The 18,072-nt window shown below is 26.8% G+C and carries 17 protein-coding genes and 1 tRNA gene; 15 read left to right on the forward strand and 3 right to left on the reverse strand.

Annotated features, from left to right (window positions below; all coding sequences use genetic code 11):
* Positions 1-17 precede the first annotated feature (17 nt).
* Together rsfS and JL105_RS03810 are read left to right on the forward strand one after the other, a co-directional pair.
* Positions 18-362: a ribosome silencing factor gene (gene rsfS / locus JL105_RS03805; RefSeq protein WP_132025782.1), complete on the forward strand. Its 345-nt coding sequence runs from the start codon at positions 18-20 to the stop codon at positions 360-362.
* Between the two features lie 49 nt (positions 363-411).
* Entirely contained in the window at positions 412-792 is a 381-nt protein-coding gene (locus JL105_RS03810) for a RidA family protein (protein ID WP_132025784.1), read from the forward strand.
* Positions 793-843: 51 nt separating this feature from the next.
* On the opposite strand, the gene JL105_RS03815 is transcribed toward JL105_RS03810, so the two are convergent.
* On the reverse strand, positions 844-2,103 hold the full coding sequence (locus JL105_RS03815; RefSeq protein WP_237722306.1) for a D-alanyl-D-alanine carboxypeptidase family protein: 1,260 nt from the start codon (positions 2,101-2,103) through the stop codon (positions 844-846).
* Between the two features lie 182 nt (positions 2,104-2,285).
* Here JL105_RS03815 and JL105_RS03820 point away from each other — a divergent pair, with 182 nt between their 5' ends.
* The 9 genes from JL105_RS03820 to JL105_RS03860 all read left to right on the forward strand — a co-directional run bounded on the left by JL105_RS03820 (position 2,286) and on the right by JL105_RS03860 (position 10,351).
* Positions 2,286-2,918: a helix-hairpin-helix domain-containing protein gene (locus JL105_RS03820; RefSeq protein WP_132025788.1), complete on the forward strand. Its 633-nt coding sequence runs from the start codon at positions 2,286-2,288 to the stop codon at positions 2,916-2,918.
* 13 nt (positions 2,919-2,931) lie between these two features.
* Positions 2,932-3,963 carry a selenide, water dikinase SelD gene (selD, locus tag JL105_RS03825; RefSeq protein ID WP_132025790.1) on the forward strand — a complete coding sequence of 344 codons (1,032 nt, stop codon included), beginning with the start codon at positions 2,932-2,934 and terminating at the stop codon, positions 3,961-3,963.
* A 20-nt stretch (positions 3,964-3,983) separates the two neighbouring features.
* Complete coding sequence (selA, locus tag JL105_RS03830) at positions 3,984-5,411, forward strand: L-seryl-tRNA(Sec) selenium transferase (RefSeq protein WP_132025792.1); 1,428 nt, start codon at positions 3,984-3,986, stop codon at positions 5,409-5,411.
* Entirely contained in the window at positions 5,412-7,319 is a 1,908-nt protein-coding gene (gene selB / locus JL105_RS03835) for a selenocysteine-specific translation elongation factor (protein WP_132025794.1), read from the forward strand. It begins immediately after the preceding gene.
* Positions 7,320-7,351: 32 nt separating this feature from the next.
* Positions 7,352-8,077 (forward strand): response regulator transcription factor, encoded by a 726-nt coding sequence (locus JL105_RS03840; RefSeq protein ID WP_132025796.1) that lies wholly within the window; start codon positions 7,352-7,354, stop codon positions 8,075-8,077.
* A gap of 127 nt (positions 8,078-8,204) precedes the next feature.
* Positions 8,205-8,301, forward strand: a tRNA-Sec gene (locus JL105_RS03845).
* Between the two features lie 138 nt (positions 8,302-8,439).
* Positions 8,440-8,643, forward strand: coding sequence for an alpha/beta-type small acid-soluble spore protein (locus JL105_RS03850; RefSeq protein ID WP_132025798.1), 204 nt, complete (start codon positions 8,440-8,442; stop codon positions 8,641-8,643).
* 127 nt (positions 8,644-8,770) lie between these two features.
* Positions 8,771-9,151 (forward strand): universal stress protein, encoded by a 381-nt coding sequence (locus JL105_RS03855; protein WP_132025800.1) that lies wholly within the window; start codon positions 8,771-8,773, stop codon positions 9,149-9,151.
* Positions 9,152-9,289: 138 nt separating this feature from the next.
* A complete protein-coding gene (locus JL105_RS03860; RefSeq protein ID WP_132025802.1) occupies positions 9,290-10,351 on the forward strand; it encodes an ATP-binding protein in 1,062 nt (353 codons plus the stop codon).
* Positions 10,352-10,430: 79 nt separating this feature from the next.
* Here JL105_RS03860 and JL105_RS03865 read toward each other — a convergent pair whose 3' ends face one another.
* Entirely contained in the window at positions 10,431-11,627 is a 1,197-nt protein-coding gene (locus JL105_RS03865) for an alanyl-tRNA editing protein (RefSeq protein ID WP_132025804.1), read from the reverse strand.
* Between the two features lie 257 nt (positions 11,628-11,884).
* Here JL105_RS03865 and JL105_RS03870 point away from each other — a divergent pair, with 257 nt between their 5' ends.
* On the forward strand, positions 11,885-14,335 hold the full coding sequence (locus JL105_RS03870; protein ID WP_132025806.1) for a DNA internalization-related competence protein ComEC/Rec2: 2,451 nt from the start codon (positions 11,885-11,887) through the stop codon (positions 14,333-14,335).
* Positions 14,325-15,383, forward strand: a complete 1,059-nt coding sequence (holA, locus tag JL105_RS03875) for a DNA polymerase III subunit delta (protein ID WP_132025808.1) — start codon at positions 14,325-14,327, stop codon at positions 15,381-15,383. Before JL105_RS03870 ends, holA begins: the two co-directional genes overlap by 11 nt.
* A gap of 33 nt (positions 15,384-15,416) precedes the next feature.
* Here holA and rpsT read toward each other — a convergent pair whose 3' ends face one another.
* Positions 15,417-15,695 carry a 30S ribosomal protein S20 gene (gene rpsT, locus JL105_RS03880; protein ID WP_132025810.1) on the reverse strand — a complete coding sequence of 93 codons (279 nt, stop codon included), beginning with the start codon at positions 15,693-15,695 and terminating at the stop codon, positions 15,417-15,419.
* A 138-nt stretch (positions 15,696-15,833) separates the two neighbouring features.
* Here rpsT and gpr point away from each other — a divergent pair, with 138 nt between their 5' ends.
* Positions 15,834-16,805: a GPR endopeptidase gene (gene gpr, locus JL105_RS03885; RefSeq protein WP_202690615.1), complete on the forward strand. Its 972-nt coding sequence runs from the start codon at positions 15,834-15,836 to the stop codon at positions 16,803-16,805.
* 86 nt (positions 16,806-16,891) lie between these two features.
* Entirely contained in the window at positions 16,892-18,064 is a 1,173-nt protein-coding gene (gene spoIIP, locus JL105_RS03890; protein ID WP_132025814.1) for a stage II sporulation protein P, read from the forward strand.
* The last annotated feature ends 8 nt before the right edge of the window (positions 18,065-18,072 follow it).

Below are 18,072 nucleotides of genomic sequence, written 5' to 3' on the forward strand. Positions count from 1 at the left end.
TATCAGGAGGTAATTAAGTGAAAGATATTGATAAAAGAGTATCTATCATAACAAAAGCTTGTTATGATAAAAAAGGATTTAATGTTAAAGTACTGAATTTAAAAAAAATAACACCTATGGCTGATTATTTTATTATTGCCAGTGGAAATTCTACAATTCAAACAGTTGCTATAGCAGATGAAGTTGAAGAAAAAATGGAAACTTCAGGATATCCTCTATTAGGTAAAGAAGGATATCAAACTGGGAGATGGATTTTATTAGATTTTGGAGATATAGTAGTACATGTATTTCACAAAGAAGATAGGGAATATTATAATTTAGAAAAATTGTGGGCAGATGGTGAAGAAATAGAATTGGATTAGATAATTTATTTTAAATTTATATAAATTTAAAGGGAGGATGAATAACATCATGAATATAGTACCAATAAATACCAATAAGGCACCAGGAGCTGTGGGTCCTTATTCTCAAGGAATAAAGGCTGGTAATCTCATATTTACATCTGGGCAACTTCCAATAGTTCCAGAAACAGGTGAATTATTAAAAGATGATATTAAAGAAGAAACAAGACAATGTTTAAAAAATGTAGAAGCTATATTAAAAGAAGTAGGAGCAACTTTAAAAAATGTAGTTAAAGTAAATATTTATATAGTGGACATGGATATGTTTTCATCTATCAATGAAGCCTATGAAGAATATTTTAACGAACATAAACCAGCTCGTTCTTGTATAGAAGTTTCAAGATTACCAAAGGATGGAAATATTGAAATAGAAGTAATTGCAGTATTATAAGTAAAGATATAAAATACAGAGTGCATTAAACCTTGCCTACGTAGGCAAGGTTTAATGCACTCTGTATACAGAATTTCTCTTTTTTTTTCTCAACCGTTTTCTTCTAAAGGATGAAATTTGGATTATACTTAATATCCCAATTACGATAATATACCATTTGTTTATAATTTTTTGTATTAAAGTTAATGGAGGAATTTTTTCAATATTTAATGTGGATATTATATCTACTTCTCCTAAAAATTGATCATTTAAATAATATTCTACTTTACCTAAAGTTTGTCCATCTATTAATGGTGCTTCAATTACATCATTAAGATATATTTTTTTCTCTATTGTATTCATATTTCCTTTAGGTATTGAGGCAGTTAAATCTTCTTTTAAGATGCCTGCTACAACTGGATTAGTTCCATTAGATACTTCGATATTTTTTATAAATTGACCTTTATGTGCAATATGAACTTTTTCATAGTTATTAAATCCATAATTGAATAATTTATGGATATCTGAGTAAACTTCTCGCCCATTTGCTTTTAATACAACTGCAATTAATCTTTGATTTCCTCTTTCTGCTGAAGCTACTAGACAATTTTGTGCTGCTATTGTATATCCAGTTTTTATACCAGTAATTCCTTCATATTTTATTGGAACAATTTTCCCATCAACATCAATTTTCTGTGTACTATATAATAGTTTATTAGCTGATTTTAAATATCGTTCTTCATTTTTTTTATTAGTTACAGGTATAACATAAGTATAATTTTTAACTATTTCCCTAAATATTTCATTTTCCATGGCATACTTAGCAATTAAACTTAAATCATAAGGAGTAGTAATATGGTTTTCGGCGGTTAAACCATTAGGATTAACGAAATTAGTATTAAGAGTTCCTATTTCTTTAGCTTTTTTATTCATAAGTTTTACAAATTCATCAATGCTACCAGAAACATGTTTTGCTAAGGCTAAAGCTGCATCATTAGCTGATTCAATTAAAAGGGCATTTACTAAATCTTCAAATTTTACTCGTTCTCCAGGCTCTAAAGCAATGTGACTACCATCAGTAAGTTTTACAATTTCATCATCTATAGTAACATAATCATCCATGTTCCCATTTTCTATGGCAAGTATGCCTGTCATTATTTTAGTAGTACTAGCAGGATGTAGTTTCATATGAGGATTTTTAGAATATAAAATTTGTCCTGTATCCATATCTATGAGTATAGCGCCTTCTCCTGAAAGATTTAATTCTTCAGCATAGGATATATTATATGTAAATATTAAAAAAAGCAATATAAAATAAAAAAACTTTTTCAAATGTTCCTCCCTCCTTTTATATATAATCAAGTATATCAAAAATAAGTATTTTTTTGAATATAAATTAAAAAAAACCATGAATAAAAAAGGGAAATTAAATATAAAGTCGAATATTTAAATTAGTGATTGGATAATTTTATAAGTTTAAATTATAAGTAGAGGGATTTAGGAGAGGTGAAAATATGGATTATTTTACAAAAAAAGAACAAATAGTTATAATATTATTGATATTAATTATTGTTTTAATATCTCTTTTTAATTTTTTAAAGAAAAATGATTCTTTGATAGGGAAGAAAATTGATGAAGAGAATAAAGAGAAAGTAGATCCTGAGGAATTAATTACGGAATTGGAAGAACAATTGGAAGATGACGTTGAAAATGGAGAAATTATCATGGTGCATATAAGTGGTGAGGTATATAATCCAGGTTTGGTAGAATTACCTCGTGATTCTAGAGTAATTGATGCAGTAAATTTAGCAGGAGGATTAAAAAAAGAAGCAGATTTGGATAGAATAAATTTGGCGAAGAAATTAGAAGATGAAGAAAAAATATATATACCAAAAGTAGGTGAAGATATAAACCCTGTTGAGAATTTTGTAGATATGCAATATGATAATAGTAGTGGTAAAATCAATATAAATATGTGTACTAAGGAAGAGCTAATGTCTTTACCAGGTATAGGGGAAGTATTAGCAGGAAGAATATTGGAATATAGAGAGCAAAATAAATTTAAAAATATTGAAGATATAAAAAATGTATCTGGTATAGGAGAAAAGAAGTTTGAAAGTATAAAGGAATTAATTACTACAAGATAAAGGAGTGAATGAAATGACAATTAGATTAACAGAATTAACAAAAACATCTGGCTGAGCTGCTAAAATCGGTCCCGATATTTTGGCACAAGTTTTGTGTCATTTACCAAAAAATTATGATGAAAATTTAATAGTAGGTTTGGATACTTCTGATGATGCAGCAGTTTATAAGATAAATGGAAATTTAGCATTAATTCAAACTTTAGATTTTTTTACTCCTGTAGTAGATGACCCGTATGTATTTGGGCAAATAGCTGCTGCTAATTCTTTAAGTGATGTATATGCTATGGGAGGAGAGCCCAAATTAGCTATGAATATAGTATGCTTTCCTAATTGTTTAGATCCTAGTGTTTTAGTTGAGATATTAAAAGGAGGTTATGATAAAGTAAAGGAAGCAGGTGCTATATTGGTAGGAGGGCATACAGTTGAAGATGATGAGCCTAAGTACGGATTGTCAGTAGCTGGATTTGTTCATCCTGACAATGTATTGACAAATAGTAATGCTAAACCTGGAGATGTGTTGGTTATAACTAAGCCTTTAGGTCTAGGTATTATTAATACTGCTATAAAAGGTGGTATAGCAGATAAAACTTCTTATGATGAAGCTGTAAAAGTAATGTCAACATTAAATAAGTTTGGGAAAGAAGCATTAGAAAAGGTAAAGGTTAATAGTGTAACAGATATTACTGGATTTGGATTACTCGGTCATGCTTTAGAAATGGCTGAAAATAGTGAAGTGTCTATTAAAATTTACCATAAAAGAATTCCTTTAATTTCCAATACATTAGAATATGCACAAATGGGATTGGTACCTCAAGGAGCATATAACAATAGAAAATATATTGGAGATAATGTGAAATTTAATAATCAAATTTCTGAAGAAATGGAAGATGTATTGTTCGATCCTCAAACATCTGGAGGATTATTAATATCTATTCCTAAAGAAGAGGTAGACCAATTGATTAAAGCTTTAACAAACAATCCTACATCTTATAGTATAATTGGAGAAGTAATAGAAAAAGAAGAACAATATTTGATTGTAGAATAAAATATAAGGAGAAAGATTATATGAAGGAAAATAAAAATTTGTATAGATTAATTCCAAAAGTTGATGATTTATTAGAAAATGATGATATCAATAAATTATTAAATTTTATACCAAGGAAGTTAGTAGTAGATTCAATAAGAGAGGAAATAGATTTAATAAGGGAGGATATAAAAAATAAAGTATTAGATGAAGATAATATAAAAGAGAGGATAAAACTATTACCTAAACTAATTAAAACAAGGGCTAATAGGAAAAATTCCTATAGATTGAAAAGAGTGATAAATGGGACTGGAGTGGTAATTCATACCAATATTGGCCGTTCTTTAATTCATAAAGATGTTATGGATAATGTAGTTGAAATTGCAACTAATTATTCAAATTTAGAATATGATTTAGAAAAAGGAACTAGAGGTTCTAGATATAGCCATTTAGAGGATATATTAATAGAGATTACAGGTGGAGAAGCAGCTATGGTTGTTAATAATAATGCTGCTGCAGTATTGTTAGTGTTAAGTACTTTAGCTAAGAATAAAGAGGTTATAGTATCTAGAGGTGAGTTAATAGAAATAGGAGGTTCTTTTAGAATTCCTGATGTAATGGAACAAAGTGGAGCTATTTTGGTATCAGTAGGAACGACCAATAAGACTCATCTTTGGGACTATGAAAATGCTATTAATGAAGAAACTGCAGCATTATTAAAAGTACACACAAGTAACTATAGAATATTAGGTTTTACCTCTTCTGTATCGGCAGAAGAATTATATAAATTAAAACAAAAATATAATATACCTTTAATAGAAGATTTAGGCAGTGGTGTGTTAATTGATTTATCAAAGTATGGATTGGAGCATGAACCTACTGTACAAGATTCTATAAAAAGTGGAGTGGATGTAGTTACATTTAGTGGAGATAAATTATTAGGAGGACCTCAAGCAGGAATTATTATAGGTAAAAAGGAATATATTGAAGCTATGAAAAGGAACCCATTAACAAGAGCATTTAGAGTAGATAAATTTACAATATCTGCCTTAGAAGCTACCTTGAGACTTTATTTAGATGAAGAAAATGTTATCGAGAAGATACCTACTTTGAATATGTTAACCATGGGAATGGATGAATTAGAAAATAAAGCAAATATGCTGTATAATTTACTTAAAGCAAAAATTAAACATGATGATTTAATAATAGATATAGTGAACAATTATTCTGAAGTAGGTGGAGGGTCTTTACCATTAGAAAGAATTCCTACAAAATGTATTAGTTTAAAATTTAAAAATTCAAATATAACTAAATTTGAAAAGTATTTAAGGGAATTACAAGTTCCTATAATAACTAGAGTATATAAAGATACAATATTTATTGATTTAAGAACAGTAAAAGAAGAAGAGTTTTTCATAGTGGTTGATGGCATATATGATGCTTTAAAGGAACTAGGAGGAGTTGGGTAGATGAAACATGTTATAATTGGAACAGCTGGGCATATTGATCATGGGAAGACTACTTTAATAAGAGCTCTAACTGGTAGAAATACCGACAGATTAAAAGAAGAGCAAAAGAGAGGAATTTCTATAGATTTAGGATTTACTTATTTTGATTTGCCCAGTGGTAAAAGAGCAGGCATAATAGACGTACCTGGGCATGAAAAGTTTATAAAAAACATGCTCGCTGGAGTTGTAGGAATTGATATAGTTTTATTGGTGGTGGCAGCTGATGAAGGAGTTATGCCACAAACTAGTGAACATTTAGCAATACTAGATCTTATTGGAGTAGAAAAGGGATTTGTAGTAATTACAAAATCAGATTTAGTAGAAGAAGAATGGTTAGAATTAGTTAAAGATGATATAAAAGATGAATTAAAAGATACTTTTTTAGAAGGAGCACCTATTATACCAGTATCTTCTACTAAAGGTATTGGTTTAGAGGATGTTAAGACGTTAATAGATAAATTGGCATTAGAATTAGAAGACAGAGAAGTGAATGATATGCCTAGACTTCCTGTAGATAGGGTATTTTCTATACCAGGTTTTGGGACTATAGTAACAGGTACTTTACTTTCAGGTAAATTTCATATTGGAGAAGAAATTCAAGTTTTCCCAGGAAATAGAATTGGTAGGATACGTTCTATGCAGGTTCATGATGAGGATACCGATGTAGCTTATGCAGGGCAGAGAGTAGCTATTAACATTGCAGGACTTAAAAAGGAGCAGATAAGTAGAGGAGATGTAGTAGCTCCTATAAATTCGATGAAAGAAACTTCTTTATTAGATGTTAAAGTAAAATTGATTGAAGGAATAGATCGTTCAATAGAAAATAGAACTCGTCTTCGTCTTTATATAGGAGCTAGAGAAGTTTTGTGTAGAATTGTTTTATTGGATAGAGATATATTAAATCCAGGTGAAGAGACTTATGCTCAATTAATACTGGAAGAGGAAATAGTAGCCAAAAGAGGAGATAGATTTATATTAAGATTTTACTCTCCAATGTTTACAGTTGGAGGAGGGCAAGTATTAGAACCTAATCCGACTAAAAAGAAAAGATTTGATGAAAAGGCATTGGAAGAATTAAGAATAAAGGAAAAAGGGGAACCTATAGATGTTATAGAAAAAATAATACTAGATAAAAGTTCTTCTTTTCCTACTTTAAAAGAAATATCAATTTATACTGCTATGTTAGAAAATAAAATAAAAGAGGAAATAGAAAAGTTAATTCAAGAAAATAAAATTATACAATTTAGTTTGACTAAAGATTTGCATTTTATTCATATACAATATTTTAATCAATTAAAAGATAATATAATAGAAGAGCTTAGAAAGTTTCATAAAAAGCACCCTCTTAGGATAGGTATGCCTAAAGAGGAAATAAGAAGTAAATTTTTAAAAAATGCAAAACCAAAAATAGGAGATAGATTTATTGATTTGTTGATAGAGAAGGGTTATATAGAGCAACATAAAGAAAATATATGCATAAAAGGATTTAAAATAGAATACAGTCCTTCTCAGTTAAAGATAAAAGAAGAAATAATAGAAAATTATGTAATGAATAAATTTTTACCTCCTAAGCGAGAAGAATTGTATGAGAAAATTCAGGGAGAAAAAGAGGAAATAGAGCAGGTTTTAAATTCTCTTATAAATGAAGGGGAAATTGTTAAATTAAATGAAGAAATATTGGTGCATAAATTTGCTTATGCTGAAGCTTTAAAAATATTAAAAAAACATATAGAAAAAAATGGTTCTATTACTGTTGCAGAATATAGGGATGAATTAAATACGAATAGAAAAGTTGCTTTAAGTCTTCTAGAATATTTTGATCAGATAAAGATAACAAAAAGGGAAGGGAACAGAAGATTTTTTTTCTAGAATTATAAATTCCTAATTTTGGAGTGATATTCATGGGCATGAAAATAATGGTTGTTGACAGGGATAAGTCTCTTATAAAAGCTTTAAAATATAGTTTAGAAAAAGATAATTATCAAGTAGATTCTGCTTTTACAATAAAAAAAGCAATAGAAAAAGTAAAAAGGAGAGATTATGAATTAATAATTTTGGAAATATTATTACCTGATGGGAATGGATTAAATTTATGCCAAACTATCAGGAAACAATCTCAAGTACCAATAATAGTGTTAACAGAAAAAAAGGAAGATATATCTAAGATATTAGCTTTAGAATATGGTGCAGACGATTATGTTACCAAGCCATTTAATATATTGGAATTAAAAGCAAGAATTAAGGCAATATTAAGAAGGGTAAATGTGGTAATTCCTCAAGTTGATAATCAAAGTATTAAGATAGATGATTTTGTCATAAATGCTTTAGGTAGGAAATTAACTGTAAATGGAGAAGATATAATTTTAACAGGCAAAGAGTTTGATTTGTTTTATATACTTGTGTCTAATCCTGGTAAAGTATTTACAAGAGAAGAACTATTGGAAAATATTTGGGGGTGTGAATATTTTGGAGATCTAAGGACTGTAGACGTACACATTAGAAGACTTAGAGAAAAAATAGAAAAGGATCCAGCCGATACTAAGTATATTCATACCAAGTGGGGAGCTGGGTATTATTTTGAAAATAAAAAAGATAATCTTAATAGGGAATTAAAAGATGAAGATTAAATTGATTTATTAATGGTAGCAAAAAGTAAGAAAATTCTATCAAAACTAACATTATTGACAAGACTTGACATGGAAATAAAAAATGCTATAATGTAGTAGTGTTTAAATATTATAGCATTTTTTATATGGGAGTAGATGGGTGCTGGTGTGCCCTCTGGTCTTCAAAACCAGTACGGGGCGTTAGGAGCGTCCTGGGTGGGTTCGATTCCCACATACTCCCGCCATAGTATATAAGCAGCTTATGCTGCTTTTTTTGTTTTTTTATATTTTTGTTTTCTCCTAAAATTGCCGTGTATTTTAATTATAGATATTAGATAAAATAATATAGAAACAATTTTAATTATATTATTTGAGGTGATTATATGAGTAGAATAGACCCTAATGCTATAAAAGCATTAAAAGAAATGAAATTAGAAATTGCACAGGAATTGGGTATATCTGAAGATTTTACGAATAAAGATAATATTAGTTCAGCTACTAATATATTTGCTGCTGGTCCTGTTGGAGGTTTAATGACTAGAAGATTGATAGAAATTGGAGAAAAACAATTGATAGATGAAGAATAGGATAGGGTTCCTATCCTATTTTCTTTTAAATAATTATAAAAAAACATATAAAAAAATAAAGCTTAATGATTTTTTATATTTCATGATATAATAAAATAGGTGTTACTCTTTAAAAGGGGGTTTTCATATGAATAAGACTAATATAATGGTATGTGTGACTCAGCAAAAGACTTGCGAAAGGCTTATTTTAAATGGTTATAAATTAGCTGAAGCAACAAAAGGTAAATTATATGTGATACATGTAGTAAATGAAAAGGATAAGTTTTTAAATAATGTAGATGATGGAGAAGCTTTAGAATATTTATTTAGAGTATCAAAAAAAGCAGGAGCTGATTTAACTGTGCTTAGATCAAAGGATGTGATACAAGCAATAATTAATTTTGCTAAAGATAACAACATTACTCATATGATTCTAGGAACTACTCCCAAAGAAAATAATTCTAAAGAATCAAATTTTGCATTAAAATTGCAGGAAAGTTTACCAAATGTGGAATTTATTATAATATAATTGTATATGAGCGTTAGTATCATTTATTTCAATTTGCTAATATTATTATAATTATTATAGTGCAAAGAATTCTATTTTATGCACATAATAAAACTAAAGGAATAAATTAATAATATATGTTTATTTAGGAGGTTTCATATGACAAAAGTTCGTAGAATGTTTCCAGGAGGTAATACTGCAGAGGGCTTTTACTCTTTTCATAATAATATAATTGGTAATAACAGAAATATGTTATATATATTAAAAGGTATGCCTGGTGGAGGTAAATCATCTCTTATGAAAGAAATAGGTAAGCAAGCTTTAAAAGAAGGTTATACGGTAGAGTATCATCATTGTCCATCAGATCCTAATTCTGTAGATGGTATAGTTATTGATGAATTTAAAGTAGCCATAGTAGATGGGACATTTCCCCATGTAATAGACCCTGTGTATCCAGGCTTAAAAGATAAATTAATAAATTTAGGTATTTTTATAGATTCAGATAAATTGAAAGAAAATGAAGAACAAATTATAGATGCAAAGTTAAATAATAAAATTGCTTATAGAAAAGCATTTAGTTATTTTAAAACAGCAAAATGTATTTATAAAGAAATAGAGGAGACCAACAAAATAGGAGTAGATTTTAAAAAGGTAAACAAATTAACTAAAACATTAATAGATGAAATTTTTTCTAGAGAAGCAAATATGGATTTTACATTTTTAAAAAAAAGGCATATGTTTTCTAATGCTAATACGCCAGACGGTTTCATAGATTATACTTTGACAATATTAAAAGGAGTTTCAAATATTTATTATATAGAAGGAGAAATAGGTACAGGAAAATCCACAATGCTAAGTAGAATTATGGAGGAAGCTGTAGTTAGAGGGTATTCTATGGAGATATACCATGATGCTACTATTCCTGATAAAATTGAATCGGTATTTATTAAGGATATAGATGTGTTTATAACCTCAAATAGTCAATGCAAGGAAATTCCCCATAATAAAATAAATTTAAATCAATATTTTGATGAAAGCGTAAAAAATGAAGAAGATTATAAAATGTATAATTTATTAATTGAAAAAGCTATTTCAAAACTTTTAACTGCTAAAGAAAACCATGAGATATTAGAAAAATGCTATAATGTATCCGTAGATTTTGAAGGAATAAATAAAGTTAAAGATAAGATATTAAAAGAAATATTCACAGTTTATATTTAAAAAATGTTATTTTAATAGTATGGGAAAGATTCAAAAATTTATAAGTAAAAATCTTTCCCATACTTTAGGATAATAAATTTTATAATAAATTTATTATTTTTTCATAAAATTTTTCAAGTACAGAATCAAGTTCTTCTTGATTACAAGTTCCTTGAACTGTTTGAGGACTCCCGCCTCCTTTTATATTTATATTTTGTGCTATTTCATTATGAATATCTTTTATATTAATATTTATATTGGAACTACGACTAACTATATAATTTGCAGTATTTTTGTTATTTATTCCAAGTAATAATATATTATCTTTTAATGTATTTATATGGGACACTATGTTATATATTTCCTTTGGTTTTATATTCTCAAATTTATGACATATGAAATTTATGTCTTTTATTAAACAAGCTTTTTCAAGTAATTCTTGTGCTTTATATTTATATAATTCTTCTTTAAGTGCTCTATTTTCTTTTTCTAAAATTTCTTTTTGGGAATATAATTTTTTTACTCTATCGTATACATTTTTATCTTTAGTAGACAAAAGATTGCTTATATTTTTAATATAATTACTTTTCCATGAATAATCTATCAATGCTCTGTTACCGCATACAAATTCTACTCGAATGTTTCCCTTATAATTTTCAACCTTTCGAATTTTTATTATTCCTATTTCTCCAGTATTTCTAACATGGGTTCCACAGCAAGGTGAAAAATCAATACCATCTATTTCAACTATACGAATATTAGAATTAACAATAGGTTCTTTTCTTACAGGAATTTTTTCCATATCTTTTTTTTCAACAATATATGATTTTATTTGAAAGTTAGAAAATATTATTTTGTTAGCAAATTCCTCTATTTTTTCTATATGGATTTTATTGATATTGGGTATATTTATATCTATATATACGTATTCTTTACCTATATAAAATCCAACTGTTTCTCCATTATATAATTTATAAAATACTGCTGATAATAGATGTTGTCCAGAATGTTGTTGCATATAATCAAATCTGTTTTCCCAATCTATAGATAATTGCACTTTATCACTATGTATATTATCCTTAACTACATGGATTATATCATTTCCTTCTTCATAAGTGTCCAATACCTCAACCCCATTGATAGTGCCTTTATCACCAGGTTGTCCTCCTGCTAAATTAGGATAAAATATGGTCCTATTAGTTTTGATATAATACTTGTTATTTAAGTATTTTTTTTCTACAATTCGTGCATCAATTTGACGTAAATATGGATTTTCTAAATATATTTTTTCTGTCATAATATACCACCTATCCTTTTTAACCGTTAATACTATTTTAACATTTTTAAAATAAAATCAATAGTTTTTTATTATTATTAGAATTTATTAAATTTATTTCTATATTATGTTATAATTACTTTGTAGGTATATTAATGATATAAAGGAGGCTAAAATGATTATACGTTTATTAGGTATTATATTTATATTATTAGGTATTGCACTTCTAATAAGATCTTTAAGTAGAATAAATAAGGGATAAATAAAGGTGTATTAATATGAAAAGTCCTTTTTTATATTTAAGTTTTTTTTTATTATTGGGGATAATATTTTCTTATTATATAGATATAAATACTATATTTTTATTGATTTTATTATTTATATCTTTATTCATTAATTTTATAGGGAAAAAAGAAAATAAATTTAAATCATTAAATTTATTTTTTTCTATTTTTCTATTGGGAATAATATTAACTAATTTAAAAACTATAGATAGTCAATTGCTTGAGTATAAGGATGCATTAGTAGAAATAACTGGAATAGTTGATGAGATTAAAATTATAGAAGAAAATGAAAGCAGATATATAGTTAGAGTTACTAATATATGTCATGATGGAAATAATAAAAAAGTTTCAGAGAAAATTCAATTAAAAATACTAGGAGAGAAAACATTATCTATTGGAGAGGAATTATTGTTTAAAGGGGTTTTGAGAGAACCTTTACCTAATACAAATCCTAAATTATATAATCATAGGTTAAAATTGTTGACAGAAGGAATATATACAAGTACTACAATTAAAGATTATTCAATTATTCATGTGGTTAAAGGAAATTTAGATTTTATCGATAGAATGAAATATAAATTTATAGAAAGTGTAGAAGAAATATTTGATTCATATTTAACGGAAAAAAATAGTTCTTTGATGAAAGCAGTTATATTAGGAAAGAGTTCTTATCTTACTGAGGATAATATAGAGAAATTTAGGCATTTAGGTTTGGCTCATATATTAGCAGTTTCAGGATTACATATAGGATTGATTACTAATATATTGACAGGATTACTTGGATATTTAGGAATAAATAAAAAATTAAATATAGGTATAACTTTGAGTGGAATATGGATGTATGCTTACATTATAGGAGGACCACCTTCCGTAATAAGGGCTAATATAATGTTTACTATTCTATTTTTATCCAAAGTTTTTTGGCAAGCTTATGAATCAATAAATGCACTTTTTTTTGCACTTTTTATAATGCTAATAATAAACCCCTATTGGGCATTTAGTATTGGATTTCAACTATCATTTATTGCTACATTCTTTATATTGTATTTAACACCAAAAATAAAAATAATTTTTTATCCAAGTGATAGTCAATTGATTAAATCTTTAAAATCTATTTTATCTGTTCAAATAGGTTTATTACCAATACAAGCATATTATTTTAATAGGGTTCCTATAATTAGTATGGTAGCTAATTTGTTAATAGTTCCTTTGTTTTCTATAGGTTTAATTTTAGGATTACTTTTATTATTTTTTTCTTATTTAATAGAACCTATAGCTTATTTTATTGGAATAGTAATTAATTTTTTGTTAGATATTCAATTTTATATTATAAATATTCTTGAGTGTTTCCCTTATATTGATTTAAAAGTTCCATCTCCATCAATAATGGGAATATTATGCTATTATATTTTGTTATTTATAGGCATGGGTATTATAAAAATATCCAATATAGATAAGAAAATAAGTAAGGTTATTATATTTTATTTATTATTTTTAATATTAGTAAATTTTTTGACTATGTATTTTGATCAAAGTATAGAGATAAGATTTATAGATGTAGGTCAAGGGGATAGCATATTAATAAAAACTCAAGGAGGAAACTATTTAATAGATACAGGAGGAGATTTATTTGGAAATTTTGATGTAGGTGAGAATATTCTTTTTCCATATTTAGAAAAAGAGGGTATATTTAAGTTAAAGGGTGTTTTCATTACTCATTATGATATAGATCATTGCAAAAGTTTACCTTATTTAATGGATAATATGAAAATAGAAAAAATATATATTGGTCATGAAAAATTGGATAATGATTTATATGAAGAAATTAATAATAAAGCTAAAGAAAAAAATATTCCTATTATATTGTTAAAAAGAGGCCATAAATTAAAATTGGATGATAATACTGATATGATAGTGCTTGGTCCTCACGAACAATTATTAAAGACTTCTGAAACTAGTAATGAAAATGATTTGTCCTTAATTTTAATGCTAAATTACTATGATAAAAATATTTTATTTACAGGTGATATAGAGGATAAAGGAGAACGTACGTTAATAAACAATGCGACCCCTAAAGCATATTTTTTAAAAGTGCCGCATCATGGAAGTAAGACATCATCATCTATGGAGTTTTTAGATAAAGTTTCTCCAGAAGCAGCGTTTATATCTGTTGGTAGAAACAATATGTTTGGGCATCCTCATGAAGAGGTAATTAAGCGATATAACAATAGAAATATTCAATTATATAGAACTGATGAATTAGGACTTATAACATTAACATTTAATAAAGAAAAATATCAAGTGTATTCTTTTTTAAAAGAAAAATTAAATATTATGTATGCAGTAAAATACTTTTATCCATATATATTTTACATTATTATTTCATATATGCTTATTAAATATTATATAATACTGGAGAAGGAGATGAAAATCATTGAATTATAAAGAATTAATAAGAAAAGCTAAGTCATTAGATTTAAAATCAGTTTATTTATTTTATGGAGAAGAACATTATTTAATTGATCATACATTAAATACTATTAAAGAGATATATATAGATGAGGCTTTTGAACCTTTAAATTATTTAGTTATGGAAGGTAAAAATTTAAATTTTGAAGCTATTTTAAATGCTTGTGAAACTTTACCTTTTATGTCAGATAAAAAAATTGTTGTTATAAAGGATCATCCATTGTTTAAATCAAATAAGGATGTAATAATTGGAGATAAAAATATTGAGGATTATAAAAATGAATTAGTTGATTATTTAGATAAATTAGAAGATTATCTATGCTTGATATTTTTAGAGAAAACGACCAATATAAGAAAGTCCAATGCGTTGTACAAAAAAATTGCAAAAGTAGGTGATGTTATTGAATTTAAGAAATTAAGAGGGCAAGATTTAAATAATTGGGTGGAAAATAGTTTCAAAAAATATAATAAGAGTATATTAAAATCAGATATAAATTATTTTATTACATATTCTGCATATTTTGATCCCAATCAAGAAAAAAATTTATATGATTTAGAAAATGAAATAATTAAAATATGTAATTATTTAAGGGATGAAGAGAGGGTTAATAGAAAAATATTAGATTTGATAATGACAAAACCATTAGATATGAATGTGTTTAATCTATTAAATAGTATAAGTCAAAAAGATGGCAGAAATGCCATAATATTGTTTAATGAAATGTATATGTCTAATCAACCAGTTTTATTTATATTACATATGATAATTAGACAAATAAGAAATATGTTTAATTATAAAGTGTTAAGAGCTAAGGGTTATACTGATATGGATGCATATGAGAAGATGAAATTATCCAAATTTGAATATCAGAAAGTTTCTCAACAGAGTAATAATTTTACCATATCTCAATTGGAAAGTGCATTAAAATTTTGTTTACAAGCAGATAGAAATATAAAATTTAGTCTTGTTGAAGATAGATTAGCTTTAGAAATACTAATAGCTAATTTATGCTATAAAATTTAAAGTTAAAAAACTTCGGTGTTTCCGAAGTTTTTATTATACAGCTTTATTTAATTCAGCTTCGTTTAATTTCTTTGTTAATTTACTTAATTTTCTAGAAGCAGCATTTTTATGAATTACATTTTTATGAGCTGCTCTTTTAAGTTTTTTATCTATAATTTTAAGCAGTTCTTTAGCTTCATTAATATTTTCTTCCTCTAAAGCTGTATCAAATTTTTTAATATATGTTTTAATTTCAGATTTTCTACTCTTATTTATAGCTGTTTTTTTCTTAGTAATGCGGATTCTCTTTTCTGCAGATTTAATATTTGCCAATCCTTTCACCTCCCTAATCTTAACAACAGATATTTTACCATGAAGAAGAATAAATTGCAAGGATAAACAAAATTATTATACATAAAATATCAAAAATGAAGAAAAATAATATTAATAAGATATGAGGAGGAGATAAATATGGAGATTAGGACAGATTTAGCTATTGAGAACAGAGAACTGTATAAAGAAGAGAAAAATGAAGAAGTGCCAGGAGTAGAAGTAAAAAAAGAGGAAGGACAGGATTATACAGTAACTAAGGTAAATATATTGAATCATGTGGGTGCTAAAATTATGTGTAAGCCCGAAGGATTATATATAACTATAGAAGTACCTAAACTTAAAAATACAGATCAAGAATTAAGAGAAGAAATCTCCAAATTATTAGCTAAAGAAATAAAAGGGATGGGATATAATGATAAACATACTAAAACTTTAATAGTTGGATTGGGTAATTGGAAAGTAACTCCTGACTCATTAGGTCCTAAGGTAATAGATCGAGTTATGGTAACAAGGCAATTTTTTATTGCTTATAATAAAGATGAAGATGAAACTGTAGCTAATGTTTCTGCTCTATCTCCAGGAGTTATGGGACTAACTGGTATAGAAACTGGAGAGATTATAAAGGGTATAGTAGAAAAGACTAAACCAGATTTAGTTGTAGCAGTGGATGCTTTGGCTTCTAGAAAAATGGAAAGAGTAAATACTACTATTCAAATAACTGATACGGGAATAAATCCAGGTAGTGGTCTTGGAAATAGAAGAATAGGTTTAAACAAGGATTATTTAGGAGTACCAGTATTAGCTGTTGGTGTACCTACTGTAGTAGATGCAGCAACGATGATAAGTGATACTATGGATATGATTATAGGTTCTATGAAAGACAAGGCTATTGTAGGAGGAGAGTTTTATTCTTTACTGGATGATATTTCAAGAGAAGAAAAGTATCATCTTATAAAAGAAGTGTTAGAACCTTATATGCCCAATGTAGTAGTTACACCTAAAGAAATAGATTTAATTATAGATGATTTGTCTATAATAATAGCAAATGGACTTAACATTGCACTTCATCATGGAATTGATTTAAAAGATGTAAATAGATATATAAGGTAATAAGATCTTCCCTAAGAAGTATCATATTTTTTATATATTAAGAATATAATCTATGTATTGAACACATAATTTTAGGGAGGATTTTTATGAAACAAGATAACATGAGAAATACTTATATAATATTAGTTTTGCTGTGTTTATTAGTATTTAACATAGGTACAATATTTATAAATATAATTGGCAATGAAGAAGATAAGGCAGAGTATAAGTCAGAACTTGTATTTAATCAATATTCACCTCAAGAAGTAGATAGTTTTTATATAACATTATTTGGGAGAACAAGCTCTATTATTAATTTATATAAGAATAAACAAAATATAAATGAGAGTTGGAAAAAGAATTTAATAAGTAGATTAGATATAAAGGATAGTATAAATAGATTGTTAAAAGCTCAATTTCCTTATGCAATTTCTTTTAAAGAAAACAACTTAGATATAGAAAAAGATAAGGTTAGTGATGACGATGCAGGCGAAAGTCCAACTATAATAGAAGATTTTATAATAATTGATCGCTTAGAGGAATATGAAGATTTCATAATTATAAATGATTCAGAAGGGAATGTAGACATAGAAAATGTACCTAAGCCCATAAATGTAAAACCATTAAAAATTGATAAAGATAAACCTTATATACTTTTATATCATACTCATGGTACAGAATCTTATTACGTAGAAGGAACGAATCAACATCATACAACTGACAGACGGTACAATGTAACTACTATAGGAGAGAAGATGGCACAGACACTAATAGAAAAAGGGCATAAAGTTGAACATGTAACGACATATCATGATATACCTTCTTATAATAAATCTTACTCTAGATCATTAAGTACTATAACAAAAAAGTTAGAAGAAAACAATAATTTAAAGATTTTGTTAGATATTCATAGAGATGGATATGATTCTAATGATCCTAAAGTTACTAAGAATATGAAAAAATTATCGTCTAAAACTAAAGTTACAATTAATGGAAGAGATGTAGCTACTTTTTATTTTGTAATAGGACCTGATTCACCAAATAAAGAAGAAGTATTAAATTTTGTAAAATATTTTAAAGCAGTATCTGATGCTATGTATCCTGATTTATGTACAGGAATTTTAATAAAACCTAAGGGTAAATATAATCAATTTCTTTCTAATTATTCAGCTTTAATTGAATTGGGAAGCAATTTGAATACTATGGAAGAAGCTGTGGAAACAGCAAAGTTAGTGGCAGAGATATTAAGTGTTGTTATAGATAATATTGAGCAGAAATAACACTTTTT

Source organism: Keratinibaculum paraultunense (assembly GCF_016767175.1).
Classification (GTDB): Bacteria; Bacillota; Clostridia; order Tissierellales; family Tepidimicrobiaceae; genus Keratinibaculum; species Keratinibaculum paraultunense.

Coding starts and splice junctions, on each gene's coding strand:
- JL105_RS03810 (WP_132025784.1), top strand. CDS start 412: ATGAATATAGTACCAATAAATACCAATAAGGCACCAGGAGCTGTGGGT.
- JL105_RS03860 (WP_132025802.1), top strand. CDS start 9,290: ATGACAAAAGTTCGTAGAATGTTTCCAGGAGGTAATACTGCAGAGGGC.
- JL105_RS03850 (WP_132025798.1), top strand. CDS start 8,440: ATGAGTAGAATAGACCCTAATGCTATAAAAGCATTAAAAGAAATGAAA.
- selA (WP_132025792.1), top strand. CDS start 3,984: ATGAAGGAAAATAAAAATTTGTATAGATTAATTCCAAAAGTTGATGAT.
- spoIIP (WP_132025814.1), top strand. CDS start 16,892: ATGAAACAAGATAACATGAGAAATACTTATATAATATTAGTTTTGCTG.
- JL105_RS03870 (WP_132025806.1), top strand. CDS start 11,885: ATGAAAAGTCCTTTTTTATATTTAAGTTTTTTTTTATTATTGGGGATA.
- selB (WP_132025794.1), top strand. CDS start 5,412: ATGAAACATGTTATAATTGGAACAGCTGGGCATATTGATCATGGGAAG.
- JL105_RS03855 (WP_132025800.1), top strand. CDS start 8,771: ATGAATAAGACTAATATAATGGTATGTGTGACTCAGCAAAAGACTTGC.
- gpr (WP_202690615.1), top strand. CDS start 15,834: ATGGAGATTAGGACAGATTTAGCTATTGAGAACAGAGAACTGTATAAA.
- JL105_RS03820 (WP_132025788.1), top strand. CDS start 2,286: ATGGATTATTTTACAAAAAAAGAACAAATAGTTATAATATTATTGATA.
- JL105_RS03840 (WP_132025796.1), top strand. CDS start 7,352: ATGGGCATGAAAATAATGGTTGTTGACAGGGATAAGTCTCTTATAAAA.
- JL105_RS03865 (WP_132025804.1), bottom strand. CDS start 11,627: ATGACAGAAAAAATATATTTAGAAAATCCATATTTACGTCAAATTGAT.